The sequence below is a fragment of the Streptomyces sp. NPDC059743 genome (assembly GCF_042732975.1).
Lineage (GTDB): Bacteria > Actinomycetota > Actinomycetes > Streptomycetales > Streptomycetaceae > Streptomyces.
Map to the genome: position 1 here is coordinate 224815 of NZ_JBHWGS010000013.1, position 24966 is coordinate 249780.

Sequence of the window (24966 nt, forward strand, 5' to 3'; positions counted from 1 at the left end):
TGCGTTTGTACGCATACGAAGACTAGGGGCTGAGGATGGCGAGAGGGTTGAGGAAGAGTGGCTCCGCTCAGACCGTGAGCAGTTCTACGTTCACCGTGGCTGGGAAACCCGTCGTCGGCCCTGTCCTGCGCGCGAACTCCCGTACGCCGGCGAGCTGCTCCGGGCCGAAGCGGAAGTCCAGCGTGGTGAAGTAGCGCTCCAGCAGCTCCGCGTCGAAGGTCTCCCAGCGCGCCGCCTGTTTGGCCACCTTCGCGACCTCTTCCAGGGAGAGATCCCGGGACGCGAGAAACGCCTCGTGGACCTTCCGTACGACCATCGGCTCGCGCGCCAGATACTCCTTGCGCGCCGCCCATACCGCGAAGACGAACGGCAGCCCGGTCCAGTCCTTCCACATCAGTCCCAGATCGTGGACCTGAAGACCGAGCCGTGGCGCGTCGTGCAGCGAGGCGCGCAGTGCGGCGTCACCGATCAGTACGGCCGCCTCCGCCTCCTGCATCATCAGTCCGAGATCGGGCGGACAGGTGTAGTACTCGGGCCGGACCCGGTACTGCTCGGTGAGCAGAAGCTGAGCGAGCCGTACAGATGTACGAGAAGTCGAGCCGAGGGCCACCCGGGCACCGTCGAGCTGCTCCAGCGGTACCTGCGAAACGATCACACAGGACATCACGGGGCCGTCGCAGCCGACCGCGAGATCGGGGAATGCGACAAGATCGTCGGCGTTGCGGAGGAATTCGACAAGAGTGATCGGCGCGATATCCAGCTCTCCCCGTACGAGCTGTTCGCTGAGCTTCTCCGGCGTGTCCTTCGTCAGCTCCAGATCAAGAAGGGTTCCGGTCCTGGCGAGGCCCCAATAGAGCGGCAGGCAGTTCAGGAACTGGATATGGCCGACACGCGGCCGGCTGCGAGGGTGGTCGCTTCCGGCGGGCCCTGTCGCGGGAGCCGTCTGGCGCGATGCCGTCGGCTCCGGGACCGGCTCCGCCGCCTCTGGCGCGGTCTCTGCCTCTGTGTTTTCCACGGGACTGTCCACAGCGCGAGGCTAGACCCGCGGCGCGCGGACGAGCGCCCCGGGGCACGGTTCGCCGGCGTTCGTCAGCACGTCAGACGCCTATACAAACGTCCGGGTGAAGTGATCTTTCCCTCTACCGCCGAGCGCGGAGTGCGTGCTAGGCTCGCCGCAAGTTGCAGTTTGGTTTCCCTTGCAGTACAGAGCCTGCGGAGCATGTGACCCGCAGGCTTTTGTAGTTTTCAGACTTCTTTGCAGGTTCTGGAGCAGGGCAACCCTTTGGCCCAAGGAGGGCTTATGGCTACCGGAACCGTCAAGTGGTTCAACGCTGAAAAGGGCTTCGGCTTCATCGCCCAGGACGGCGGCGGCCCGGATGTCTTCGTCCACTACTCCGCGATCAACGCGACCGGCTTCCGCTCCCTTGAGGAGAACCAGGTCGTGAACTTCGACGTCACTCAGGGTCCGAAGGGCCCGCAGGCGGAGAACGTCACCCCGGCCTAGTTGCCCGGGTCGGCGATCGCGCACGACTTACCGCAGTACCAAGGAGTTCTGCTTGCCTCACTCGGGTGGGGCAAGCAGAACTCCTGCCTTTTTCCGGCCTGGTTTTCCCGATTCACCGCGCGTTTTCCCGCCTCACCGCGCCGGGCGTGTCGGGTGCGTTGTGAGCAGCCCCGCGGGGCCCGCAGAGCCCGCGCCTCAGGGGTACAGGGCCTCGATCTCCGTGGCGAAGTCCGCCAAGATCTCCTCTCGCCTCAGTTTGAGCGAAGGCGTCAGATGGCCGTTCTCCTCCGTGAAGTCGACCGGCAGGACACGGAACCGCCGGATGGACTCGGCACGGGAGACCAGCCGGTTGGCCTCGTCGATCGCGCGCTGGAGCGTTCCGCGCAGCTCCTCGTCCTCGACCAGTGCGGAGAGCGGAACGTCCTGCTTCCTCTTCATCTGCCGCCAGTGGGCGAGACCGTCCGGTTCGAGAGTGATCAGGGCGGTGATGTACGGACGGTTGTCGCCGAGCACCATGCACTGGCTGACCAGCGGATGGGCCCGCAGCCAGTCCTCCAGAGGCGCGGGCATGACGTTCTTGCCGGCCGAGGTGATGATGACGTCCTTCTTGCGGCCGGTGATCGTCAGATAGCCGTCCTCGTCCAGCGCGCCCAGATCGCCCGTGGCGAACCAGCCGCGCTCCGGCACCGCCTCGCCGCGCTCCGCGTCCCAGTACCCCGCGAACACCTGGCCTCCGCGCAGCAGCACCTCGCCGTCCTCGGCGATCCGTACCGCCGCGCCGGGCAGCGGCCAGCCGACCGTGCCCAGCCGGGGCTTGAGCGGCGGTGTGACGGTCGAGGCCGCCGTCGTCTCCGTCAGGCCGTATCCCTCGAAGATCTCGATGCCCGCACCCGCGTAGAACGCGGCGAGCCGGCGCCCGAGCGGTGAGCCGCCGCAGATCGCGTACGTCACCTTGCCGCCGAGGGCGGCGCGGATCCGCCGGTAGACCAGCGGATCGTAGAGCGCGCGAGCCGTACGCAGCGCGAACGAGGGCCCAGGGCCGGTGCCGTGCTCCAGCGCCTCCACGGCCTGCCCGTACCGCCGGGCGATCTTCGCCGCGCGGTCGAAGGACGAGGCGCGGCCCATCTTCTCGGCGGTGGCGCGGCCGGTGTTGAAGACCTTCTCCAGCACATACGGGATGGCCAGCAGGAACGTCGGCCGGAATCCCGCAAGATCCGCGAGCAGGTCCGGCGTCTTGATCGAGGGCGCGTGCCCGAGCCGTACCCGCGCGCGCAGACAGCCGATCGCGGCCATACGCCCGAGGACATGCGAGAGCGGCAGAAAGAGCAGGGTGGAGGCGGGCTCCTTGCTCACCGTCTTGAAGACGGGATGGAGGAGCTCGATGGCGTTGTCCACCTCCGCGAAGAAGTTGGCGTGGGTGAGGACACAGCCCTTGGGACGTCCTGTCGTACCCGAGGTGTAGATGAGCGTGGCGACGGAGCCGGGCGCGAGGGCGGCGCGGCGCTCGGTGACGGCCTCGTCCGGGAGGTGCTCGCCCGCGGCGCACAGGGTGGCGACGGCGCCGGTGTCGAACGCCCAGAGATGGGTGAGGCCGGGCAGCTGCCGGCGCTCCTGGCCGATCAGCCCGGCCTGCTGAGGATCCTCCACGACACAGGCGACCGCGCCCGCGTCCTGGAGGATCCAGCGGGCCTGGAAGGCGGAGGAGGTCGGATAGATCGGGACGGTGATCAGGCCCGCGGCCCAGGCGGCGAAGTCGAGCAGGGTCCACTCATAGGTCGTACGGGCCATGATCGCGAGCCGGTCGCCGGGCCGCAGTCCCTCGGCGATCAGCCCTTTGGCGACGGCGCGGACCTCATCGGCGAAGGCGGCGGCGGTGACGTCCTGCCAGCCGGTCTTTCCGCTCGCCCGGCCCGCGCGGCCCGCGCCGCCCGTCCTGCTCGTCCTGATCCTCCGGCTGTTCTCGTCCCTGTCGTTCGCCTTACGGCTGAGGACAACCTCGTCCGGGGCCTCGCGGGCGTTGTCGAAGGGAATGTCGGCGAGTGAGCCGCTCCGTACGGGCGGAACCAGCGGAGGTACGGACACTTCCCTGACGGTTCCGTCCTCCCGCACCTTCTCCGGTTCGACCGGCGACAGGGACGGCGACGGCAACGGCGAAGACAGGGCATCGGCGGACACGGCGGCATCGGACACAGGCGGCTCCTTGTCTGAGGATGAGGGCGATGGTGGCCGATGCCCTCCGGGCGTCCCTGCCCGGGGCCGTACGACCGGCGTAAAGCCGAGGTCAGACGGCCACCGGGACATGCACATCGCGCCCGGCCGCGTCGCCGTCACCGTCGTAGTCGTCCACCGGCGAGGCCGAGGCCGAGTTGTACGCCTCGTGGTCGAGAATCTTCTCCCGCGCCGCGACGACGACCGGCACCAGCGCCTGTCCCGCCACATTCGTGGCCGTACGCATCATGTCCAGGATCGGGTCTGGCGAAGCCGATAAGACCGACCGTGCCGATCGGCGCGAGTCTGATGACCCACCAGAGCGCCTTCTGGAGCAGTTCGAGCACGGCGGCGCTGAGCGTGAGGACCGGTTTGGCCCGCTCACCGAGCTGGAGCGCGGCGATACCGGCGACGGCGGCCATGAAGACGATCTGGAGAACGTTGAGTTCGGTGAACGGAGTGATGACATCGGTCGGCACGATGCCGGTCAGGAAGTCGAGCCAGGAGCCGGATCCCTCGGGCGCCTTGCCGTCCTTCGGAGTGAGGCCCGTGCCCGTGCCCGGGTTGGTGATCAGCCCGATCGCCAGGCCGATGGCGACCGCGATCAGTGATGTGATCATGAACCAGAGCAGCGTACGGGAGGCCAGCCGGGCCGCGTTGTTGACCTTGCGGAGATTGGTGATCGACACCAGGATCGCGAAGAAGACCAGCGGGGCCACGGCCAGCTTCAGCAGTTGGATGAAGATGGAGCCGATCTTGTTGAGCGTGGTGTAGAGCCAGTCGATGTCCTGGCTGCGGGCGAGCCAGCCGAGCAGGACACCGAGGACCAGACCCGCGACGATCTGGGCCCAGAACGGGATCCTCCGTATACGGGAGCCGACGGAGCCGGGTTCGGAATCGGAGGCGGAGTCGGGTTCGGCGGGCTTGTCGGTCGGGGAGGACGCGGAGTTCGCGGACACAAGCACACTCCAGACGTGACGTATCGGGAGAATACGGAACAGAGGTCTGGCGCGCCCGTATACGAAAGAGCGGCGCGTGCGGGCGCGCCACGAGCCGGATACCCCGGAAACGGCCGCCGAACGCACAACACCCCGGCGCCGGAGGGACGGCTCCGGGCCGAGGTGTCACGAGATGAGAGGGCTGGAGAGCTATACGCGTTGCGAGGAGGGCTGAGCCGCGCTCACTGTGTCGCGCCGTCCTCCTGGGACCGGTTGGCCTCCAGCTTCGCCTTGGCTCCGTCGACCTTGTTGACGAGCTGTGCCGACATCTCGTCGCGCTGCTTGCGGAGCAGGACCAGGCTGAGCGGCGCCGAGATCACCAGGGCGAGCAGCAGCACCCAGATGAAATTGGAGTCACCGAGTCCCTTGGGCAGCGCACCGACCTGAACCAGGCCGGCGACCACGACGAAACAGCCGGCGAAGATGCCGAGGCGCATCGCGGTGTACCGGATCGTGGCGCTTGTCTTCACAGCGGTCACAGCGGGCCTTCTCTCTTCCCTGGGTCCTGGTTCCTGCCGCGCGGACTCCGTATCCGCCCGAACAGTCAAGCACGTCCCGTTCAGTACTGATTCAGAGGGAGCAGCATGAAGATGTCATCGCGGTCGTCACCTGGGCCGACGCGGATCGCGTCCGGCACACGGCCCACCTCCTTGTAACCGCACGAGGCATAGAACCGGTCGACGCCCGTGCCGCCGCGGCAGGTGAGCCGGATCGCCTCGATGCCCTCCATACCGCGGGCCGCCTCCGCCGCCTCGGCCATGAGATCGCGGCCGTATCCCTTGCCCTGATGCCGTGGATGGACCATCACGGTGTAGAGCCACAGCCAGTGCCGCATCAGCCGGTGGGTGTTGAGCGTGAGGAACGCCGTCGCGGCGACGGCGCCCTCATCGTCGTACCCGACCAGCAGCCGGCAGCGGCCGTCGGCCATCGCCACGAAATGCTTGACCAGCTCGGGCCGTATGTCGTCGGCCGTCACCGGCGGGACGAACCCGACTGCGCCGTCGGCGTTCGACACATCCGTCCAGAGCGTGAGAACACCGTCGCGCAGGGCCCGGTCCACCGGTGGATCGAGCTCGAACACAAGAGTCATCACTAGGGCCTCTCGTTTGGATCTGGCTGGGCTCGCGTGCCCTGGCACCGCGCCTCGCCGCGTTGTCGTCAGTCGCCTACGCTCCGCGTGGGCTCCATCCTCCGCCTTGCGATCCACGGCACCAGACCCCGCTCCCTGATCCAGCCAGACCCAAACGAAAGACCCTAGCCCTCTCAGATCCGCATCGGCTGCGGGGACTCACGGCGGTCGGGATCCGGGCCGGGATACTCGCGGATGATCTCGTAACGGGTGTTCCGCTCGACGGGACGGAAGCCCGCGTCGCGGATGAGGTCGAGCAGATCCTCGCGGCCGAGCTTGTTGGGCGTGCCGTAATTGTCCGCGTCGTGCGTGATCTTGTACTCGACGACCGAGCCGTCCATGTCGTCCGCGCCGTGCTGGAGCGCCAGTTGGGCGGTCTGGACTCCGTGCATCACCCAGAAGACCTTGACATGCGGGACGTTGTCGAAGAGCAGCCGGGAGACCGCGAAGGTCTTCAGCGCCTCGGCGCCCGTGGCCATGGTCGTACGCGCCTGGAGGCGGTTGCGGACCTTGCCGTCCTTCATGTCCACGAAGTCGTGCTGATAGCGCAGCGGGATGAAGACCTGGAAACCACCGGTCTCGTCCTGGAGTTCACGCAGCCGCAGCACATGGTCGACGCGGTGGCGCGGCTCCTCGATATGCCCGTACAGCATCGTGGCCGGAGTCTTGAGGCCCTTCGAGTGCGCGAGCCGGTGGATGCGCGACCAGTCCTCCCAGTGGGTGTTGTGGTCCACGATGTGCTGCCGGACCTCCCAGTCGAAGATCTCGGCGCCGCCACCGGTCAGCGATTCGAGACCGGCCTCGATCAGTTCGTCCAGGATGTCGGAGGCCGACAGTCCGGAGATCGTCTCGAAGTGGTGGATCTCGGTGGCGGTGAACGCCTTGAGGGAGACCTGTGGGAGGGCCTCCTTGAGCGCGCTGAGCGAGCGCGGGTAGTAGCGCCACGGCAGCGTCGGATGGAGGCCGTTGACGATATGCAGCTCGGTGAGGCTCTCGCCCTCCATCGCCTTGGCGAGACGGACGGCCTCCTCGATACGCATCGTGTACGCGTCCTTCTCGCCCGGCTTGCGCTGGAACGAGCAGTACGCGCAGGAGGCGGTGCACACGTTCGTCATATTGAGATGACGGTTGACGTTGAAGTGGACGACATCGCCGTTCTTGCGCGTCCGCACCTCGTGGGCGAGACCGCCGAGCCAGGCCAGATCGTCCGTCTCGTACAGGGCGATACCGTCCTCACGGCTCAGCCGCTCGCCGGCCCTGACCTTCTCCTCCAGCTCGCGCTTGAGACCAACATCTTGGACAGATGCAGTCATCAGGCCGCCTCCCATACGTCTACCAATCGGGCCTGTCGAGCCTACGCCCCCGGTCGGACAGTCCCGACGCGGCCCTCCGCCCGGCCCTCGCTCCTCGGGCGGTTCCCCTCACTCCTCGGGCAGTTCGCCGACTCTGTTCTCCCACTTCGTGGAGAGAACGATGGTGGTACGGGTCCGGGAGACGCCCTTCGTACCGCTCAGCCGGCGGATCGTCTTCTCCAGCCCGTCCACATCACCGGCCCGCACCTTGAGCATGTACGAGTCGTCGCCCGCGATGAACCAGCAGTCCTCGATCTCGCTCAGATCGCGCATCCGGCGGGCCACGTCCTCGTGGTCGGCGGCGTCGGAGAGGGAGATCCCGATCAGCGCGGTGACACCGAGGCCCAGCGAGGCCGAGTCGACCGTGGCGCGGTAGCCGGTGATGACACCGGCCGCTTCGAGCCGGTTGATACGGTCGGTGACGCTCGGCCCGGAGAGCCCTACGAGGCGGCCCAGCTCGGCGTACGAAGCCCTGCCGTTCTCCCTGAGGGCCTGGATGAGCTGCCTGTCCACGGCGTCCATAAACCTGAAGCCTTCCATTATTCAGCAATCTCGCAAACTTACACTAAGAATCTAAGGCATACAGAGGTGAGATTCTGCGATTCTTCCCAAAGGGCAGACGCACCGGCAGACGCACCGGCGGACACGCCGTCAGTCGCCGCGAGAGCCGCCGAGCCCGCCCTCCCAGCGGCGGTACAGCCTGTGCGGCACTCCGGCCGCGTCCAGCACCCGCCCGGCGACGAAGTCCACCAGATCCTGGATATGCGTCGCGCCCGCGTAGAACGCGGGAGAGGCGGGCAGCACCACGGCGCCCGCCTCGTCCAGCGTCACCAGATGCTTGAGCGTCTGGCCGTTCAGCGGTGTCTCCCGTACGGCGACGACCAGCTTCCGGCGCTCCTTGAGCGTCACGCTCGCCGCGCGCTGGAGCAGATCCTTCGACAGCCCGAGCGCCACACCGGCCACACACGCCGTGGACGCCGGCACGATCAGCATCCCTTGGACGGGATACGAGCCGGACGACGGCCCCGCCGCCAGATCCCCGGCCCCCCAGTGCCGTACGCCGTCCAGGTCCAGGCCCTCCGGGCCGAAGCGGTCGGGCTTGCCGTCCGCGCCTCTGGCCAGCCAGGACCGCAGGTCGTCGCGCCAGTGCGCGTCCCTGAAGGCGATCCCGGTCTCGTCGAGCAGAGTCAGCCGTGACGCGCGTGAGACCACCAGGTCCACGCTCTCGCCGGCCGCCAGCAGCGCGCGCAGTACGGCCGCGGCGTACGGCGTACCGGACGCGCCGGAGACTCCGACGACCCAGGGACGCCGCGGCGGATGCGGCGGTCGCGGGCTGCCCCGGTCTTCCTGGTCTTCGTGCTGTGCGTACGATCCGGGCTTCACGGATCCGAGCCTATCCGGCACGCTCCACCGGGAACCGGGTAAGGTGCCTCGGCCGTTCCTGAGGTTGGGAGCAAGTGAACCGAGGGGGGCAGCATGACCGGCACCGGATTCGAGTGGCCCCGCACGGGCCGGGCCAGGACGGCCGCCAAGCTGATGGTGGGCTGGGTGGCCCTGCTCTGGGTGCTCGAAGTGGTCGATGTGGCCACGGCCCACTCGCTCGACGGGTACGGCATCGTGCCGCGCGAGCCGTCCGAGCTGGCCGACATCATCCCGGCCGCCTTCATCCACTTCGGCTTCGCCCATGTCGCGGCGAACAGCATTCCGCTGCTGGTCTTCGGCTTCATAGCCGCCCTCGGCGGTATCCGCCGCTTCATCGCCGTCTGCGCCGTGATCGTCGTGGCCGACGGCCTCGGCGTCTGGCTGATCTCGCCCTCGAACAGCAACACGGCGGGCGCGTCCGGTCTGATCTTCGGTCTGTTCGGCTATCTCCTGGTGCGCGGTTTTGTCGAGCGCAAGCCGGCCGGCATCCTCGTCGGTCTGGTGATCGGCGCGATATGGGGGAGCTCGATCCTGCTCGGCATCTCGCCGGCCAATACGACCGTGAGCTGGCAGGGCCATCTGATCGGCCTGATAGCGGGCGTCGCCGCAGCGTTCATGTTCCGCCGCCCGGCGGCCCGTAGCGCCGTCACACCGTAAGCGCCGTCACACCGTAAGCGCCGTCACACCGTAAGGGTCCGTACGGCCGTCACCCCGTGAGGCCTCGCACCAGCAGATCGAGCAGCGCGCATACGAACAGGGCGATCCCGATGAAGCCGTTGACCGTAAAGAACGCGCGGTTGAGCCGTGACAGATCGTGCGGCTTCACAATCGTGTGCTCGTAGAGGAAGGCCGCCACCACGATCACCAGCCCGGTCCAGAAGAACACTCCGGCGTCCGTGGCCAGCGCGTACCACACCAGCAGTACGGTCGTGACGGCATGGCAGGCGCGCGCTCCGTACAGCGCGCCCGGGATACCGAAGCGGGCCGGCACGGACATCACACCGTGCGCGCGGTCCGCCTGGACGTCCTGGCAGGCGAAGATCAGGTCGAAGCCGCCGATCCAGATCCCGACCGCCAGTCCCAGGATCACCGCGTCCCACGACCATGCGCCGGTGATCGCGATCCAGGCGCCCACGGGGCCCATGGCCTGGGCGAGTCCGAGGATGGCGTGCGGGAAGTTGGTGAACCTCTTCCCGTACGGATAGACCACCATCGGGATCACCGCGATCGGCGCGAGGGCCAGACAGAGCGGATTCAGCGCCGCCGCCGCCGCGAGGAAGACCACGACGGCGACCAGCGCGCCCGTCCACGCGGAGCGCACGGACACCGCGCCCGTCACCAACTCCCGTCCCGCGGTGCGTGGATTGCGGGCGTCGATCTCCCGGTCGATGATCCGGTTGCAGGCCATCGCGAACGTACGCAGACCGACCATCGCGATCGTGACCAGCAGCAGCCGGCCCCAGTGGACATTCCCGTCGAACTGGAACATCGCGGTCAGCGCCGCGATATACGCGAACGGCAGCGCGAAGACCGAGTGCTCGATCATCACCAGCCGCAGGAACGCCCGGGTCCTGCTGCCGGGCTGTGCCGGTCCGGGCCCGAGGATCTCCGCTGCGCTCACAGGCCGTACTCCCTCCACCGGCGGTCGACCTTCGCCGCCGTCTCCGGGTCGGACTCGACCATCTCCGGCCAGCCGCCGTCCCGTGTGTACCCCTCCTCGGGGAGTTTCCTCGTCGCGTCGATCCCCGCCTTGCCGCCCCAGAACTGCTGGTAGGAGGAGTGGTCGAGATGATCGACCGGGCCCTCGACAACGGTGAGGTCACGCGCGTAGTCGGTGTTGCCCAGCGCGCGCCAGGACACCTCGTGCAGATCGTGGACATCGCAGTCCGCGTCGACCACCACGATCAGCTTGGTCAGCGACATCATGTGCGCGCCCCAGATCGCGTGCATCACCTTCTGCGCGTGCTTGGGATACTTCTTGTCGATCGAGACGATCGCACAGTTGTGGAAACCGCCCGACTCGGGCAGGTGGTAGTCCACGATGTCCGGCACGATGATCTTCAGCAGCGGCAGGAAGAACCGTTCCGTCGCGCGTCCCAGCGGCCCGTCCTCGGTCGGCGGACGGCCCACCACGATCGACTGGAGCAGCGGGCGTTTGCGCATCGTCACACAGTCGATGGTGAGCGCCGGGAAGGGCTCCTGCGGGGTGTAGAAGCCGGTGTGGTCCCCGAAAGGGCCCTCGGGAAGCGTCTTTCCCGGCTCCAGCCAGCCCTCGATGACGACTTCGGCGTTGGCCGGGACCTGGAGCGGCACGGTCTTGCAGTCGACCATCTCGATCCGCCGGCCCTGTACGAAGCCCGCGAAGAGATACTCGTCGATGTCACCGGGCAACGGCGCGGTGGAGGCGTAGGTCACGGCCGGCGGACAGCCGAACGCGATGGCGACGGGCAGCCGTTCGCCGCGCTTGGCGGCCACCTGGTAGTGGTTGCGGCTGTCCTTGTGGATCTGCCAGTGCATCCCGATGGTGCGCCGGTCATGGCGCTGGAGCCGGTAGAGCCCGAGATTGCGGACACCGGTCTCCGGGTGCTTGGTGTGCGTCAGACCGAGGTTGAAGAAGGATCCGCCGTCGCCCGGCCAGGTGAAGAGCGCGGGCAGTTGGTCCAGATCGACGTCGTCACCGGTGAGGACCGTTTCCTGGACGGGCGCGTCCTTGATCTTCTTCGGCGGTACATGCGCCATGGAGCCGAGCTTCCCGAAGGCCTCGCGCACTCCCATGAAGCCCTGCGGCAGCTCCGGTTTGAGCAGTCCGCCGATCTTCTCGCCGATCTCGCCGTACGAGCCGAGGCCCAGCGCCTTGAGCAGCCGGCGGTCCGTGCCGTACACATTCATGGCCAGCGGCATCGAGGAGCCCCGCACATTCTCGAAGAGCAGCGCGGGCCCACCGGACTTGTTCACCCGGTCGACAATCTCCCCGACCTCCAGATACGGGTCGACTTCGGCCTTGATGCGCTTGAGGTCGCCCTCGCGCTCCAGCGCCCGGAGCAGCGAGCGAAGATCGTCATAAGCCATGCGTCCCAGTATCGGCCACCCGGTACCCTGGGCCGGTCACCGGGGCCGTCACACGGCCTCCAACCGTTCCCGGGGGGACCGTCCAACCATGCTCAGGTATCTGCCGTTCCTGCTGGTCCTGGCCCTGTGGATCTACGCCTTCATCGACTGTCTGAACACTCCCGAGGAAGAGATCAAGGGCCTGCCCAAGGTGGTGTGGGTCATCATCATCCTGCTCTTCGGCGAGGTGCTGGTCGGTCCGATCGCCTGGCTGGTGGTGGGCAAGGTCCGGCGCGGACCGGCCGACGGCTCGACTCCGGCCGAGTGGCACCGTAACCACCGCGGGAAGTGGACGGCTCCCGACGACAATCCGGCGTTCCTGGACTCCTTGAAGGAAGAGAACAAGAAGGACGAGGCCCTGCTCAAGGACTGGGAGGCGGATCTCCGCCGCCGCGAGGAGGAGATCAAGCGCCGCGAGCGTGAGCAGGGCGGCAGCGACAACTGACGTACGTACGAAGGTGAATACGGCGGGTGCCCCGCGCGGAGCCGTCCGCGCGGGGCACCTGTCGTACGGGCCTTACGACCGCCGTAGCACCTGCCGTACGACCGGGCCTCAGACGCCCGCGTACGAGTGCTTGCCGGTGACGAAGATATTGACGCCGTAGTAGTTGAACAGCCAGCAGCCGAAGGCGATCAGCGCCAGATAGGCGGCCTTGCGGCCCTTCCAGCCGGCGGTGGCGCGGGCGTGCAGATAGCAGGCGTACGCGACCCAGGTGATGAAGGACCAGACCTCCTTGGGATCCCAGCCCCAGTAGCGGCCCCAGGCGTCGCCCGCCCAGATCGCGCCCGCGATGATCGTGAACGTCCAGAGCGGGAAGACGGCGGCGTTGACGCGGTACGCGAACTTGTCGAGCGTCCCGGAGGCGGGCAGCCGCTCCATCACGGAGGTGGCGAAGGAGCCGGGCTTCAGACCGGTCGCGAGCTTGGTCTCGTACCGCTCACGGAAGAGATAGAGCAGCGTGGCGACCGCGCCGACATAGAAGACCGCGCCGCAGAAGATCGCCGTCGAGACATGGATCCACAGCCAGTACGAGTGAAGGGCGGGCACCAACTGGTCGCTGTCGGTGTACAGGACGGTGACAGCGAGGCCGAGATCGAGGAGGACCGTGGTGATGAGCGGCAGGCCGATCCAGCGGACGTTCTTCTTCAGCGCGAGGAGCGTGAGATACACACCGACGGCCACGGTGGAGAAGGTGATGTTGAACTCGTACATGTTGCCCCACGGCGCCCGCTGTACGGACAGCGCGCGGGCGACCACACCGGCGGCCTCGACGGCCCAGGCGAGGACGGTGAGGGACACGGCGATCCGGCCGTACAGATCGCCCTGCGCGTCACCGCCGTGCGCGCCGGGACCGTCCGGGATGTCGCGGCTGCCGGATGCGGAGCGGGTGATGATCTTCGGCCGCTCCAGGACGGCGGTCGCGCCGCCCTTCTTCGCGACCTGGACCTTCACCGAACCCGCCGCGGACTCCTGGCCGTCACCGGTCAGCGCGGCGGCGGTACGGGCCACCTTGCTGCGGCTGCCGAGCAGCCACTCGGCGATATGCGCGAAGAAGGCCAGCGTGTAGACGGCCATGGCGGAGTAGATCAGCACATTGCTGGTCTGTGCCAGGCTCTCATTGGTTGCTGCGGCGGCGAGATTCACTTCTCAGCCCCTTCGACAGTCTGTTCTGCGGAATCGTCCGCGGGATCAGGCGCGCTGGGCGCCTCTGAATGGAGGGTGCCGGCCAGCTCGGCCAGTTCCTCGGGGAGCTTGGCGGACTCGCTGCGGCCGAGTCCCGCCATCTCTACGACGGTGACGCCGTCGGCGCCCCGTACGGCCCGGACCCAGATCCGGCGCCGCTGGATGAAGAGGGAGCCCGCCAGTCCCGCGATGGCGGCGACGGCACCGATGAGGGCCCAGGAGCTGCCGGGCTGCTGTGAGATCTGGAAGCTCGCCCACTCCTTGACATCCTTCTCGAAGGTGATCGAGCCGGCACCGTCCGGCAGGGTGAGCTTCTCACCGGGCAGCAGCGTCTTCTTCAGAAGATCGCCCTTGGCGTCCTTGAAGGCCGTCAGCTTCCTGGTGTCCAACTGGTACACGTTCTGCGGCAGTCCCGCGTCGACGCCCAGACTGCCGTGGTACGCGCCGACATTGAGCACCGGGAAGTCGAGCGCGGGGAACCGGGAGAACATCTGGCCCGATCCCTTTCCGCCGTAGGTCGGTACGAAGAAGGCGGCAAAGCCCAGTTGGTCCTTCTTGCCGTTCTTGTCCCGGTAGCCGTCCATCACCTTGATGGCGCCCGTGGACGAGACGTTGTTGTCGATGGGCAGCAGCGGCACCGCGCCGTTGAAGACGACCTGACCGCGGCCGTCCCTGACGGTGACGACGGGAGCGTAGCCGTGGGCGTTCAGATAGACCTTCGTGCCGTCCAGTTCGAGGGGCTTGTTGACCTCGATGACCGCTTTCTTCTCCGTGCCGCCCGCCTCGGTGGTGTAGCGGACGTCGGCCTTGTAGGTCCGTGGCGTGCCGAGCTGCGGTCCGCTGCGCTCATAGGTCCCGGTGAACTTGTCCAGGGTGAAGCTGAACGGGACCAGCTCGTCCGTGCTGAACAGGGAGCCGGACTTGAAGTCGTCGTACTGGGTGAGGGTGTTGGAGAAGCCGTCGCCCTCGACGACCAGCTTGCCGCCCTCCGATTTGAAGAGCTGTCCGGTGGCGAAGGCGACCAGCAGCACGATCAGCGCGATATGGAAGATCAGATTGCCGGCCTCGCGGAGATAGCCCTTCTCCGCGGCGACCGCGTCACCGGCGGTATGCGCGCGGAAGCGGTGCTTCTTCAGAATCGCGAGCGCGGCCTCGCGGGCGGCCTCGGGCGTGACCGTGGTGCGCCAGGTCGTGTACGCGGGCAGCCGGGTGAGCCGCTTGGGCGCGCCCGGCGGACGGGAGCGGAGCTGGCCGACGAACTGCCAGGTGCGCGGGACGATACAGCCGATCAAGGAGATGAACAGCAGGATGTAGATCGCGGAGAACCACACCGAGCTGTAGACGTGGAAGAGCTGGAGCTTGTCGTAGACCGGCGCCAGCGTCTCGTGCCGGTCCCTGAAGTCCTGCACCTTCAGCTCGTCGACGCTCGCCTGCGGGATCAGCGAGCCGGGGATGGAGCCGAGGGAGAGGAGGAAGAGGAGGATCAGCGCGACGCGCATGGAGGTGAGCTGCCGCCAGAACCAGCGGAACCAGCCGACGAGTCCGAGCGTGGGGCCGCCGATGGCGGTCTCCTCGCGGGGCGCGGTGGAGAGCTGGGAGCCCGCGGCGCCGAGTTCGCGCGCGTCCCGTGCCTCGGAGGCGGCGCGGTCGGCCGCGGCTGCTTCCGCCGCCGTCACGCCGGCCTCGTCCGCCGTTGTACCGCCGGTCTTGTCCGCTGCTGTCTCGCTGCTCATGGAAGCCTTGCTCATGGAACTAGATCCCCACCGTGAAACCGCTGGACCAGACCTGCATCTGCTGCACAATGCTGTCCCACGCACCGGTCAGCAGCAGCAGACCGGTCGCGATCATCATCGCGCCGCCGATCCGCATCACCCAGACGTAATGGCGCTTGACCCAGCCGAACGCGCCCAGCGCCTTGCGGAACGCCACCGCCGCGAGCACGAACGGCGCACCGAGGCCGAGGCAGTACGCGACGGTCAGTATGGCCCCACGGCCGGCGCTCGCCTCGTTCATCGCCAGGACCTGGACGGAGGAGATGGTCGGGCCGAGACAGGGCGTCCAGCCGATCCCGAAGAGCGCGCCCAGCAGAGGAGCTCCCGCGAGCCCGGTCACCGGCCGCCGGTGGAACCGGAATTCCCGCTGGGTGAGCCAGGGCATCAGCCCTACGAAGAACACACCCATCAGGATCATCAGCCCGCCGAGCACCTTGGAGAGGATCTCCCGCTGCCCTTGGAGCGTCGCGCCGAAGTAGCCGAAGAGCGCACCGCCCGAGACGAAGACCGCGGTGAAGCCGACCACGAACAGCGTGGCGCCGACGACCATCCGGCCACGGCGCGCGTCGGCCAGATCGGTGCCGCTGACACCGGTGACATACGAGAGATAGCCGGGCACGAGCGGCAGTACACAGGGCGAGAAGAAGGAGACGAGCCCGCCGAGCAGCGCGATCGGCAGAGCGAGCAGCAGTGCTCCGCTGGAAACCGTCTCAGTGATGCCTGAGGCCATGGCGGGAAACTGCACCGGATCACTTCTCCGCGATCAGCGGGTCGATCATCGTGCGCAGCTTCTCCTCGTTGAGCGCCATCAGCGAGCGGGCCGCGATCTTGCCGTTCCGGTCGAGCACGATGGTGGAAGGGATGGACTGCGGATTGAGGCTGCCCTTGGGGAAGCCGTTGACGATCAGCTTGCCCATCGGGTCGTACAGACTCGGGTAGGGGACGCCGTAGTCCTTCTCGAAGGCGAGCGCGGGGCCCTTGTTGGGATCGCGGGTGTTGATCCCGACGAACGCGACGCCCTGGGACTCGGTCTCCTTGGCGACCTTCGCGAAGTGCTTGGCCTCCTGCCGGCAGGGCGGACACCACGAGCCCCAGACGTTCAGCACGACGATCTTGCCCTTGAGATCGGCCACATCGAGCTTCGCGCCGTCGAGCGTCTCACCCGCGATCTTGTTGACGGGCCGCCGTTCCGCCACCGCGACGGTGGAGATACCACCGGTGTTCGTCACGAAATTGGTGTCGCCGCCGCCACCGGACTTACCTCCGCCGCTGCACGCCGAGAGCGTCAGCACCGCCGCCACGACCACGACCGGCGTGATGGCGCGGAGCCGGCGGTCGGAGCGGCGCGGGAGGGCACGGCCTGAGTTCATGTGAAAAGTTTCGCATGGGCGTTTCGGGGATCTTGGGCACCCCCCTCGGTGCCCGTTAGGCCCCTTGTCAGGCCGCCTTAAAGAAGGCGTTCCAGCCACCGGCCGGAGACTGTCCGACCTCCAGCGTACGGAGCTTGGCGAGTACGGCCGGGTCCTGGACATCGAGCCAGTCCGTGAACTGGCGGAAGGAGACCAGCCGTACGTCCTTCTTGCCCGCCATCCTCTTCAGGGCCTCTTCGACGGCGTCCATATAGATTCCGCCGTTCCACTGCTCGAAATGGTTGCCGATGAAGAACGGCGCGCGATTCGTCTCGTACGCCCGACGGAAACCGCCGAGATAGGCGCCGGTGGCCTGTCTGCGCCAGCCCGGGTATCGAGAGGTGCTGCCTCTGGTCGAATTGACGGACTGATTGGCGAGCATGTTGTAGTCCATGGAGAGGACTTCGAAGGAATGGCCCGGGAACGGCACACCTTGAAGCGGAAGATTCCAGACGCCGTGCAACTTGTCCGGCCAGATCTGGGTGCCGCCCGGGGAACTGGCGTCATAGCGCCAGCCCAGCTTCTTCGCGGTCGGCAGCAGCCTGTCCTGGCCGAGCAGACAGGGCGTACGGCCGCCTATGAGTTCCTTGCGGTAGTCGAAGGGCAGCGGATCGAGATCGGTCCAGCCGCTGTTCGTACGCCACTGTGTGACAAAGGACACGGCCTGGTCGATCTCGCTGCGCCACTGCTGCGGCGTCCAGTTGCCCACCGAGCCCGAGCCGCCGCAGAAGTGCCCGTTGAAGTGGGTGCCGATCTCATGGCCGTCCAGCCAGGCCTGCCGCACATTTCTGAGCGTGTCCTTGATATGGGCGTCGGTGAGATAGCCGATGTCGGACGCGCCGACGGGATTGTTGGGCGGGCGGTAGAGCGTCTTCTTCGACTCGGGCAGCAGATAGATGCCGGAGAGGAAGAAGGTCATGGCCGCGCCATGGTTCTCGGCGAGTTCGAGAAAGCGTGGAAAGAGACCGTTGCCGACCTCGCCCGCTCCGTCCCAGGAGAAGATCACGAACTGCGGCGGAGTCTCGCCGGGTTCAAGAGGAACCGGCGCGGGCGGCTGGTGCGGCTGTTTTCCGGTGTCGGCGGTGGAACCGTCACCGATCAGCCGGACGTCTCTGCCGGTGGGACGGGCACTGGGTGTCGGTTTTCCGGATGTGGTGGAGTTGCTGGAGCCGCTCGGTCCGCTCGAACCAGTGGAGCCGTTCGAACCAGTGGAGCCGGTGGATCCGGTGGAACCGCAGCCTGCGATTCCGGTCGCGGCGGCGGCTCCTATACCGGCTATACCGGCTCCGAGCAGACCTCTTCGGCTGATCTCCCGCATACAGATCCCATCCGCGTTCATCTCGTCCGTATGCCGCTCGTACGAGTCTTACAAGCGGCAATACGTGAGATGCCGTACCGAACGCGGAGGTTCCAGGCTTGTCATATCTTTACCGACGCACAGCAAATACTGGGAGCTGCGCTCGCCTCTATGCGCCGAAGGCCTTCGCACCGCCCTTCACCGGCTTGGCACCGGCAAGGAGATGGGCTGGGACGAGATCACGGGCCGGCTCGGAGTAGGTGACGGCGACGATCTTGTCGCCGTGGTACGTGAAGCTCGTCAGGGACGCGAGCGTGCACTGCCGCCGACGCGGATCGTGCCAGAGCCGGCGCCGCTCGACAAAGCTGCGCACGATCCAGATCGGCAGCTGATGGCTGACACAGACCGCCTCATGGCCACGGGCCGCGTCACGGGCCGCGCCCAGCGCGCCCATCATCCGGGTGACCTGATCGACGTACGGCTCGCCCCAGGACGGCCGGAAGGGATTGGTCAGGTGCTTCCAGTTGGCGGGCTTGCGCAGGGCGCCGTCACCGACGCCGAAGGCCTTGCCCTCGAAGATGTTCGCGGCCTCGATCAGCCGGTCGTCGGTGTCGAGCGTCAGCCCATGGGTCTTGGCGATCGGCGCCGCCGTCTCCTGGGCACGCTCCAGCGGAGAGGCGACGACATGAGTGATGTCACGGTCCGCGAGATGCTCGGCGACCCGGTCGGCCATCCGCCGGCCCAGCTCGGAGAGGTGGTAACCGGGACGGCGGCCGTAGAGGACACCGTCAGGGTTGTGGACCTCGCCGTGCCGCATGAGATGAACGACGGTCACTTCGTTCGGATCGGTCATGTCCAGATCGTCCATGTCGTTCGTGGCACTCGTGTCGTTCGTGGCGCTCATGCGGCGTTCTCCGGCTTCTCCGGTGTCTTCGGTCCGGTGGCTTCGGCGGCGGCTCGGGCGGCGGCCGGCAGTGCGGCGGCGATCCGCTCGATCGCGCGCTCGTCGTGCGCGGTGGAGACGAACCACGACTCGAAGGAGGACGGCGGCAGATAGACGCCATCGGCGAGCAGCGAGTGGAAGAAGGGAGCGAAACGGAAGGACTCCTGCTTCTTGGCGTCCTCGTAGTCGCGCACCTCGTCGGCCGTGAAGAACACCGAGAACATGTTGCTCGCCGTCTGGACCCGGTGGGCGACACCTTCCTTGCTGAGCGCCTCCGTCACCAGCCGCTGGATCTGGAGCGAGACCGCGTCGACCTTCTCGTACGCCGCGTCGTCCAGCAGCCGGAGCTGCGCGAGGCCCGCGGCGGTGGCGACCGGGTTCCCGGAGAGCGTACCGGCCTGGTAGACGGGCCCGGCCGGCGCGAGCCGTCCCATGACATCGGCCCGGCCGCCGAACGCGGCGGCCGGGAAGCCACCGCCCATGACCTTGCCGAAGGTCATCAGATCGGGCGCGACGCCGTCGATGCCGTACCAGCCGGCCTTCGACGTACGGAAACCGGTCATGACCTCGTCGGAGATATAGAGCGCGCCGTCGGCGGCGCAGAGCTCCTTGAGCCCGGCGTTGAAGCCCTCGCGCGGCGGTACGACGCCCATGTTGCCCGGCGACGCCTCGGTGATCACACAGGCGATCTCGCCGGGATGCGCGGCGAAGGCCTGGCGTACGGCGTCAAGATCGTTGTACGGCAGGACGATGGTGTCGCCGGCCTGGGCACCGGTCACACCGGGCGTGTCCGGCAGCCCGAAGGTGGCGACGCCCGAGCCCGCGGCGGCGAGCAGCGCGTCGACATGGCCGTGGTAGCAGCCGGCGAACTTCACGATCTTCGCGCGCCCGGTGAACCCACGGGCGAGCCGGATCGCGGACATGGTCGCCTCGGTGCCCGACGACACGAGCCGTACCTGTTCCACCGGGGCCACGCGGGCCACGATCTCCTCGGCGAGCGCGACCTCGCCCTCACCGGGAGTCCCGAAGGACGTACCGCGGGCGACCGCCGCCTGGACCGCTTCGATGACCTCTGGACGGGAATGACCGAGAATCATCGGCCCCCAGGAACATACGAGGTCGACATATTCACGGCCGTCCGCATCGATGAGGTATGGACCGTTACCGGACACCATGAACCGGGGCGTACCGCCCACCGCGCGGAAGGCGCGGACGGGAGAGTTCACGCCGCCGGGAGTCACGAGAGCCGCGCGGTCGAAAAGCGTCTGCGAAACTGGGGCGTCATAGTCATAGGGGAAGCTCACGCAATCAATGGTGTCAGAGCCTCGGACGTTCTTGCGGACAGGTGTTTCACCGCACGCTCGTGGGGGAGGTCACTGTCACGATGATCGGGTTGCGCGGCCGGGGCTGCGAGTGGTCGGGTGGAGATATGCATCGCGGTGGCGGACTGGGCGAGGGGACCGACGACCTGGGTCCCGAGCCTGCCCGGCGTGGAAAGCACCGGCGCCGCGAACGCGAGGCGCGTGAGCAACCTCCGGGAAACGGGCAACGTCCGGAGAGCAGGAGTGGTGGCCGGGTGGGGGTGACCTACAAGTACTTCGGCGCGCCCGACGGAGCCACGGCCGCCCGTGTGCCCATCTCGATGCGCCCGGAGGAACTGGGCGGCGACGAACTGGGCATGGGCGGCATGTTCACCAAGATCAAGCCCGAGACGATAGCGGCGATGGTCCTCACGGGCATCCAGGGCATGCCCCTGCACAAGGTCCCCCCACTGGAACTGGTCGTCCTGCACCCCGACTACGCCGTGGTCAAACTCCCCATGACGGTGGTGGACCCACTGCGCGGCATAGGAGAGGAATCCGTAGGCGCCGCAGCCTTCATCTGGTCCACGGTCCCGGACCGAGGCGGCCCGAGGGACGCGTACAACGTCTACCAACTGCTGCACGAATGGCAGGACTTCAGCCACCGGCTGCATGAGGCGGGGCATCAGCCGTACTGCTTGGTGTGGCCCTGACGCGGTCGGGGCTCGCGGGTAGACGCCTGGTGCTACCGGCGGGCCCCGGCGCGTCCGGTGCTCGGCCTTCTCGCAGGATGGACTCAACGAGTTGCACGGCACCCTGGGAAAACGCGGGTCTCGAAGGGATTGCCGGTCGGTGGTCAGATGCCGGCTGAGGCCATTTCTATCGCGGAGCGGTAGTTGAGTGCGGTTGTGTTCACGCAGGCGCGGTAGGTGCGGTCCTGGCTGACCGCCAGGAAGTAGTCGCGGAGGTTCTTCCAGTAGTTGACCAGGTAGCCGAGGCCTGGGATGAAGCCTGCGGGCCTGGGTACCAGGGCGAATGCCTCGGAGCACCTCAGGATCTCGCCGGTGGCCGTCGAGAGGACGTCGGCCACGTCGCTGTTCATGTCCCAGCCGGCGGCCAGGCTGTCATTCCAGATGGCACCGGCCACCGCGCGCAGTTTCTCCTGCTCCTCCGGTGTCGGGGTGCTCAGCGCGACGACTCCCGGGGCCTCCACCGCCTGCGGTGCCGCACTCGCCGGTACCGCTCCCACCGTGACGACGGCGAGTGCCGCTCCGGCGGCGGCCAATGCCACTGCGGATCTCCATCGGGACAGCCGCTGCTCCATCATGTCCTCCGCCTTTCGTCAGACTGACAATGCCATGCCAAGATTCGCGTCTCGCACACCCTCCGTCAACAAGGCATCGCTTCACGTGATCGCGTAGGGCCCTGGCAGTAGCGGGATCGGTCGGATGCGTGCAGCGTGTCGTTTGCGGCGTTTGCTGTTGTGGCGGGCTAAGGTGATCTCAGATCGCGGGTACGAATCCCGCCGCCGACTGTGTGTCGGCGTGGTCGAGCAGCAGCGCGCCCCCTCCCTTGGAGGGGGCGTTTTTGTGCGGTTCTCGTGCGGAGCGGATTATTCGCAGCCGACTCCGTCGCCGTCCCTGTCCAGGTGGCGGCCGTAGCCGGGATCTCCGGCGTGGACCGGCGCCGCCCCCGCGGCTCGGGCCGCCGTGCAGTTGGCGTAGTACGTGGAGCCGCCCGAGGTGTCGTCGCTCTCTGCTTCATCGTCGGCGGCGGCCGGGGCGACGGTGACTCGGACCGTCTTTGTCTTCGTGACCGTGGGGGCCGGCTCCGGGCTTGCCGTCACTGTCGTGGTGGCGAGGGGCTCGGCGGTGGTGGTCGCCGTCGTTGTGACCGTCACGGACGGATTGGGCTTCTCGCTCACCGTCTGCCCCGTTTTCGCGCCATCGTCGGCCCCGCCGATGGCTATTCCGATGAAGAACAGGAGCGCGGCGCAGGGAAAGAGAACCCGTTTCCGCGTCCATCCGGGCCTGCCCGACGGCGACGGCGACGGCAACGGCGGCCCAGGCGGGTGAGGCAACTGAGGCGGTTGGCCCCAGGGCGGTTGCTGAGGCGGCTGGTTGTACGACATGCGTCCCCCTATGGGTGGTTCGAGAGGGACGAACGTATAGGTACCACCGGAAGCGTGGAGGTCGTGTGCGCTCTCGGTAATCCACTTGTGACCGAAGCGTGCAGGGCGGGGCCCCGCCACGTCCAGGTGGTGGGCGCGGCGGGGCTTAGGGGTTAGAGGTTAGGGGTTAGAAGGTGAGCTTCCAGCTGTCGATGTAGCCCGTGTCGTAGGCGTAGACGTCCTGGACTCGGAGTTTCCAGGTGCCGTTCGCCGGGATGGTGGAGGCGTCAACGGTGTAGGTCTCGTGTACGTCGTCGGCGCTGTCGCTGTTGTAGTTCTTCAGGCGGCGGACCGTGCCGTCGGAGCCGACCAGGTCGATCACCAGGTCACCGCGCCAGGTGTGGACGATGTCGACCGTGACCTGAAGGTCGCTCGGCGCGTTGCCGTCGTGGCCGGTGACGACGAGAGGCGATTCGACCGGGTCGCCGGCGTCGGGGATGTTCACATTGCCGGGATTGACGAAGAAGTCACCGCCGGAAGGGATCACGGTCCAAGGGAAGGTCGCCGTGGTCGAGTTGCCGCCGGAGGTCTTCACGGTGACGGTGGCGGTGAAGTCGCCGGGCTCCGTCGGGCTGCCGGAGATCAGACCGGTGGTGGCGTTGATCGTCAGGCCGCCGGGCAGTCCGGAGGCGGTGTACGTCAGGCCGCCCGCCTGGCTGGTCGCCGCGTCGATCTGGAGGGCGGCCGGCTGGCCGACGGCAGCCTCCTGGGCGGCGGGCCGGCTGAGCGTGATGTGGTTGACGAAGCGTCCGCCGACGTTGACGGCCGCCCAGGTGTTGCCGACCGTCTCGTACGCCTCGCTCGACCTGCCGAACAGGTCGGCCGCGGCCTGGAGAGTGGCGACGCGGGCGCCCGCGTAGTCGGTGGTGGAGGTCATGTAGAGCGTCAGCGCCCGGTACCAGACGTTGAAGGCGTTGTGCAGGCCGAGACCGGGAACCGGCAGGTTGTCGTACGTGGGGCTGTTGTAGGCGGCGCCGTTGATGGTCTTGCTTCCGCTGCCCTCGGCGAGCAGATAGAAGTAGTGGTTCGCCACGCCCGAGGAGAAGTGCGGGTCGAGTCCCTCGGTAGCGGTGGACCAGTAGTCCTGGGAGATGCCGTCCTTGGAGGGCTGGTCCATGTAGCGCAGCGGAGTGCCGTCGCCGTTGATGTCGATCAGTTCGCCGACCTCGTAGTCGGGCACGTCGTTCGGGTTGTTGGCGAAGAACTCGACGGCGGCGGCCATGATGTCGCTGGTGCCCTCGTTCAGACCGCCGGACTCGCCGTTGTAGTAGTACAGGTTGGCGGTGGTGGAGGTGACGCCGTGCGTCATCTCGTGGGCCGCCACATCGAGCGCGGTCAGCGGGTTGACGTTGTCGAAGCCGTCGCCGTAGGTCATGCAGAAGCAGTCGTCGTCCCAGAAGGCATTGACGTATTCGTTGCCGTAGTGGACCCGGGAGTAGCCGCCGTTGCCGTCGTTGGCTATGCCGTTGCGGCCGAACTGGTCGTGGTAGAAGTCGAATGTCTTCCGCGCACCGTAGGCGGCGTCCACGGCGGCGGTCTGGCGGTTGGCCACCGTCCCGTCGCCCCAGATGTCGTCGGCGTCGGTGAAGAGCGTTCCGGTGCCGGAGCCGCCGCCGTTCAGGTCGTACGTCTTGTGGTTGCCGCCCTGGGTCTCGGTCAGTTCGTAGACGTCGCCGTTGCGGACGCTGCCGACCTGGACCTTGCCGCTGAACTGGCCCTGGCCTATGCCGGCGTGCTTCGTGTCGAACTCCTGGAGCTTCTTGCCGCTCTCGGCGTCGGTCACGACGTGCAGCTCGCTGGGCGTGCCGTCCTCGCGTACACCGTTGACGACGGATTCCCAGGCCAGGGTGGACACACCGTCCTTCGCCCAGATGACCTGCCGCGGCGCTCCGTCCGGGACGGCCTCGCCGGTTCCCTCGGTCCTGGCGGTGGCCAGAGCCGTCCTCTTCGCCGCCGAGGCCGGGACGGTGGCCTTGGTGGTCGGCACGGATATCGCGCCGTCCGTCGCCCAGGTGACGGTGACGTCGGGAGCGGTGGCGGCAGCGGTGGCGGCGGCCGTACCGGCGGTGGTACGCCCGGCACGCTCGTGGACCACCAAGTCGCCGCCGAGGACGGGAAGTCCGGCGTACGTCCGCTCGTAACGGGTGTGCACGGTGCCGTCGGCGTCCTTGACGACGTCCTTCGGCAGCAGCTTCTCCTTCCCGCCCAGCTTCAGAGAGCGGGCGGTGGTGGTCCCGGCGTCGGCCGCGGCCCTGAGCAGCTTCTCCCGCTGTCCGGGAGTGAGTTCGACGGCTCTCGCGCCCGGTCTGGGCTCGGCCACGGCCTGCCGCGGTATGCCGTCCGCGCCGGCCGGACCGACCGGGCCGGCAACGGCACCCGTGGCGGGAAGGACCGATACGAAGAGCGCGGCCACGGTGACGGCAGCGGCCGTCGCCACGCGCCGACGGCGAGATGAAGTGGCCGTGTCCGTGGGGGAGTTATGGGTGGTACCAGGACTGTGCGAGGTACGGGAGGTGTTCGTCACTCCTGGTGCTCCTTCTGTCCGGCTTGTTCATGACGGCAGGGAGATATGCGATGGGGATGTGACGACCGCGCGGTGTGTTGATCGTTTCAGCGGAAGATGTCTTTGTCAGCAGCGCGAGACAACGATGTCTCAAAGGCGCACGCCC

The 24966-nt window shown here is 67.5% G+C and carries 23 protein-coding genes and 1 pseudogene; 4 read left to right on the forward strand and 20 right to left on the reverse strand.

What is annotated here, in order from left to right; all coding sequences use genetic code 11:
- Positions 1-67: 67 nt before the first annotated feature.
- Positions 68-880: a menaquinone biosynthetic enzyme MqnA/MqnD family protein gene (locus ACFV6H_RS24055; protein ID WP_093589609.1), complete on the reverse strand. Its 813-nt coding sequence runs from the start codon at positions 878-880 to the stop codon at positions 68-70.
- A 420-nt stretch (positions 881-1300) separates the two neighbouring features.
- On the opposite strand from ACFV6H_RS24055, the gene ACFV6H_RS24060 reads away from it, so the two are divergent.
- Entirely contained in the window at positions 1301-1504 is a 204-nt protein-coding gene (locus ACFV6H_RS24060; RefSeq protein WP_017948713.1) for a cold-shock protein, read from the forward strand.
- A 195-nt stretch (positions 1505-1699) separates the two neighbouring features.
- Here ACFV6H_RS24060 and ACFV6H_RS24065 read toward each other — a convergent pair whose 3' ends face one another.
- From ACFV6H_RS24065 to ACFV6H_RS24095, 7 genes and pseudogenes are all read right to left on the reverse strand, one after another.
- A complete protein-coding gene (locus ACFV6H_RS24065; RefSeq protein ID WP_385545636.1) occupies positions 1700-3664 on the reverse strand; it encodes an AMP-dependent synthetase/ligase in 1965 nt (654 codons plus the stop codon).
- A gap of 121 nt (positions 3665-3785) precedes the next feature.
- Positions 3786-4671 (reverse strand): annotated as a pseudogene (locus ACFV6H_RS24070) (cation:dicarboxylate symporter family transporter).
- Between the two features lie 221 nt (positions 4672-4892).
- Positions 4893-5189: a DUF4229 domain-containing protein gene (locus tag ACFV6H_RS24075; RefSeq protein ID WP_093589575.1), complete on the reverse strand. Its 297-nt coding sequence runs from the start codon at positions 5187-5189 to the stop codon at positions 4893-4895.
- Between the two features lie 80 nt (positions 5190-5269).
- On the reverse strand, positions 5270-5800 hold the full coding sequence (locus ACFV6H_RS24080) for a GNAT family N-acetyltransferase (protein ID WP_385545482.1): 531 nt from the start codon (positions 5798-5800) through the stop codon (positions 5270-5272).
- Positions 5801-5973: 173 nt separating this feature from the next.
- Positions 5974-7152: an aminofutalosine synthase MqnE gene (mqnE, locus tag ACFV6H_RS24085; protein ID WP_385545485.1), complete on the reverse strand. Its 1179-nt coding sequence runs from the start codon at positions 7150-7152 to the stop codon at positions 5974-5976.
- A gap of 108 nt (positions 7153-7260) precedes the next feature.
- Positions 7261-7713: an Lrp/AsnC family transcriptional regulator gene (locus tag ACFV6H_RS24090; protein WP_066943847.1), complete on the reverse strand. Its 453-nt coding sequence runs from the start codon at positions 7711-7713 to the stop codon at positions 7261-7263.
- Between the two features lie 129 nt (positions 7714-7842).
- Positions 7843-8574, reverse strand: coding sequence for a UbiX family flavin prenyltransferase (locus ACFV6H_RS24095; RefSeq protein WP_385545489.1), 732 nt, complete (start codon positions 8572-8574; stop codon positions 7843-7845).
- 93 nt (positions 8575-8667) lie between these two features.
- Here ACFV6H_RS24095 and ACFV6H_RS24100 point away from each other — a divergent pair, with 93 nt between their 5' ends.
- Positions 8668-9270, forward strand: coding sequence for a rhomboid family intramembrane serine protease (locus ACFV6H_RS24100; RefSeq protein WP_385545492.1), 603 nt, complete (start codon positions 8668-8670; stop codon positions 9268-9270).
- Between the two features lie 49 nt (positions 9271-9319).
- On the opposite strand, the gene mqnP is transcribed toward ACFV6H_RS24100, so the two are convergent.
- Positions 9320-10234, reverse strand: coding sequence for a menaquinone biosynthesis prenyltransferase MqnP (gene mqnP, locus ACFV6H_RS24105; RefSeq protein ID WP_093589588.1), 915 nt, complete (start codon positions 10232-10234; stop codon positions 9320-9322).
- The gene (locus ACFV6H_RS24110; RefSeq protein WP_385545496.1) at positions 10231-11682 is read right to left on the reverse strand and encodes a menaquinone biosynthesis decarboxylase; all 1452 of its coding nucleotides are present in this window, start codon (positions 11680-11682) and stop codon (positions 10231-10233) included. The genes mqnP and ACFV6H_RS24110 overlap by 4 nt, the downstream gene beginning before the upstream one ends.
- A gap of 88 nt (positions 11683-11770) precedes the next feature.
- Between ACFV6H_RS24110 and ACFV6H_RS24115 the strand changes: the two genes are divergently transcribed.
- A complete protein-coding gene (locus tag ACFV6H_RS24115; RefSeq protein ID WP_093589594.1) occupies positions 11771-12166 on the forward strand; it encodes a PLD nuclease N-terminal domain-containing protein in 396 nt (131 codons plus the stop codon).
- A 108-nt stretch (positions 12167-12274) separates the two neighbouring features.
- Here the strand turns inward: ACFV6H_RS24115 and ccsB are convergent, their stop codons facing one another.
- The 7 genes from ccsB to hemL all read right to left on the reverse strand — a co-directional run bounded on the left by ccsB (position 12275) and on the right by hemL (position 20139).
- Positions 12275-13366 carry a c-type cytochrome biogenesis protein CcsB gene (ccsB, locus tag ACFV6H_RS24120; RefSeq protein WP_385545500.1) on the reverse strand — a complete coding sequence of 364 codons (1092 nt, stop codon included), beginning with the start codon at positions 13364-13366 and terminating at the stop codon, positions 12275-12277.
- On the reverse strand, positions 13363-15153 hold the full coding sequence (locus ACFV6H_RS24125; RefSeq protein WP_385545503.1) for a cytochrome c biogenesis protein ResB: 1791 nt from the start codon (positions 15151-15153) through the stop codon (positions 13363-13365). Before ACFV6H_RS24125 ends, ccsB begins: the two co-directional genes overlap by 4 nt.
- A 4-nt stretch (positions 15154-15157) precedes the next feature.
- On the reverse strand, positions 15158-15907 hold the full coding sequence (locus ACFV6H_RS24130; RefSeq protein ID WP_093589612.1) for a cytochrome c biogenesis CcdA family protein: 750 nt from the start codon (positions 15905-15907) through the stop codon (positions 15158-15160).
- 19 nt (positions 15908-15926) lie between these two features.
- Positions 15927-16547 carry a TlpA family protein disulfide reductase gene (locus tag ACFV6H_RS24135; protein WP_385545508.1) on the reverse strand — a complete coding sequence of 207 codons (621 nt, stop codon included), beginning with the start codon at positions 16545-16547 and terminating at the stop codon, positions 15927-15929.
- 67 nt (positions 16548-16614) lie between these two features.
- A complete protein-coding gene (locus ACFV6H_RS24140; RefSeq protein ID WP_385545639.1) occupies positions 16615-17904 on the reverse strand; it encodes a hypothetical protein in 1290 nt (429 codons plus the stop codon).
- Positions 17905-18052: 148 nt separating this feature from the next.
- Positions 18053-18736 (reverse strand): histidine phosphatase family protein, encoded by a 684-nt coding sequence (locus tag ACFV6H_RS24145; RefSeq protein WP_384986426.1) that lies wholly within the window; start codon positions 18734-18736, stop codon positions 18053-18055.
- A gap of 47 nt (positions 18737-18783) precedes the next feature.
- Positions 18784-20139 (reverse strand): glutamate-1-semialdehyde 2,1-aminomutase, encoded by a 1356-nt coding sequence (hemL, locus tag ACFV6H_RS24150; protein WP_385545643.1) that lies wholly within the window; start codon positions 20137-20139, stop codon positions 18784-18786.
- A 116-nt stretch (positions 20140-20255) separates the two neighbouring features.
- Here hemL and ACFV6H_RS24155 point away from each other — a divergent pair, with 116 nt between their 5' ends.
- The gene (locus tag ACFV6H_RS24155) at positions 20256-20840 is read left to right on the forward strand and encodes a hypothetical protein (protein ID WP_079124815.1); all 585 of its coding nucleotides are present in this window, start codon (positions 20256-20258) and stop codon (positions 20838-20840) included.
- A gap of 143 nt (positions 20841-20983) precedes the next feature.
- Here ACFV6H_RS24155 and ACFV6H_RS24160 read toward each other — a convergent pair whose 3' ends face one another.
- From ACFV6H_RS24160 to ACFV6H_RS24170, 3 genes are all read right to left on the reverse strand, one after another.
- Positions 20984-21418, reverse strand: coding sequence for a hypothetical protein (locus ACFV6H_RS24160; protein WP_384986383.1), 435 nt, complete (start codon positions 21416-21418; stop codon positions 20984-20986).
- Positions 21419-21739: 321 nt separating this feature from the next.
- Positions 21740-22051 carry an excalibur calcium-binding domain-containing protein gene (locus ACFV6H_RS24165; RefSeq protein ID WP_385545512.1) on the reverse strand — a complete coding sequence of 104 codons (312 nt, stop codon included), beginning with the start codon at positions 22049-22051 and terminating at the stop codon, positions 21740-21742.
- A 373-nt stretch (positions 22052-22424) separates the two neighbouring features.
- On the reverse strand, positions 22425-24821 hold the full coding sequence (locus ACFV6H_RS24170; protein ID WP_385545515.1) for a M4 family metallopeptidase: 2397 nt from the start codon (positions 24819-24821) through the stop codon (positions 22425-22427).
- Positions 24822-24966 lie beyond the last annotated feature (145 nt).

Excerpts from the sequence above, each read along its gene's own strand:
- ACFV6H_RS24060 (WP_017948713.1), top strand. The coding sequence starts at position 1,301 with ATGGCTACCGGAACCGTCAAGTGGTTCAACGCTGAAAAGGGCTTCGGC.
- ACFV6H_RS24080 (WP_385545482.1), bottom strand. The coding sequence starts at position 5,800 with ATGACTCTTGTGTTCGAGCTCGATCCACCGGTGGACCGGGCCCTGCGC.
- mqnE (WP_385545485.1), bottom strand. The coding sequence starts at position 7,152 with ATGACTGCATCTGTCCAAGATGTTGGTCTCAAGCGCGAGCTGGAGGAG.
- ACFV6H_RS24090 (WP_066943847.1), bottom strand. The coding sequence starts at position 7,713 with ATGGACGCCGTGGACAGGCAGCTCATCCAGGCCCTCAGGGAGAACGGC.
- ACFV6H_RS24100 (WP_385545492.1), top strand. The coding sequence starts at position 8,668 with ATGACCGGCACCGGATTCGAGTGGCCCCGCACGGGCCGGGCCAGGACG.
- ACFV6H_RS24110 (WP_385545496.1), bottom strand. The coding sequence starts at position 11,682 with ATGGCTTATGACGATCTTCGCTCGCTGCTCCGGGCGCTGGAGCGCGAG.
- ACFV6H_RS24115 (WP_093589594.1), top strand. The coding sequence starts at position 11,771 with ATGCTCAGGTATCTGCCGTTCCTGCTGGTCCTGGCCCTGTGGATCTAC.
- ACFV6H_RS24125 (WP_385545503.1), bottom strand. The coding sequence starts at position 15,153 with ATGAGCAAGGCTTCCATGAGCAGCGAGACAGCAGCGGACAAGACCGGC.
- ACFV6H_RS24130 (WP_093589612.1), bottom strand. The coding sequence starts at position 15,907 with ATGGCCTCAGGCATCACTGAGACGGTTTCCAGCGGAGCACTGCTGCTC.
- ACFV6H_RS24135 (WP_385545508.1), bottom strand. The coding sequence starts at position 16,547 with ATGAACTCAGGCCGTGCCCTCCCGCGCCGCTCCGACCGCCGGCTCCGC.
- ACFV6H_RS24140 (WP_385545639.1), bottom strand. The coding sequence starts at position 17,904 with ATGCGGGAGATCAGCCGAAGAGGTCTGCTCGGAGCCGGTATAGCCGGT.
- ACFV6H_RS24145 (WP_384986426.1), bottom strand. The coding sequence starts at position 18,736 with ATGACCGATCCGAACGAAGTGACCGTCGTTCATCTCATGCGGCACGGC.
- ACFV6H_RS24155 (WP_079124815.1), top strand. The coding sequence starts at position 20,256 with ATGCATCGCGGTGGCGGACTGGGCGAGGGGACCGACGACCTGGGTCCC.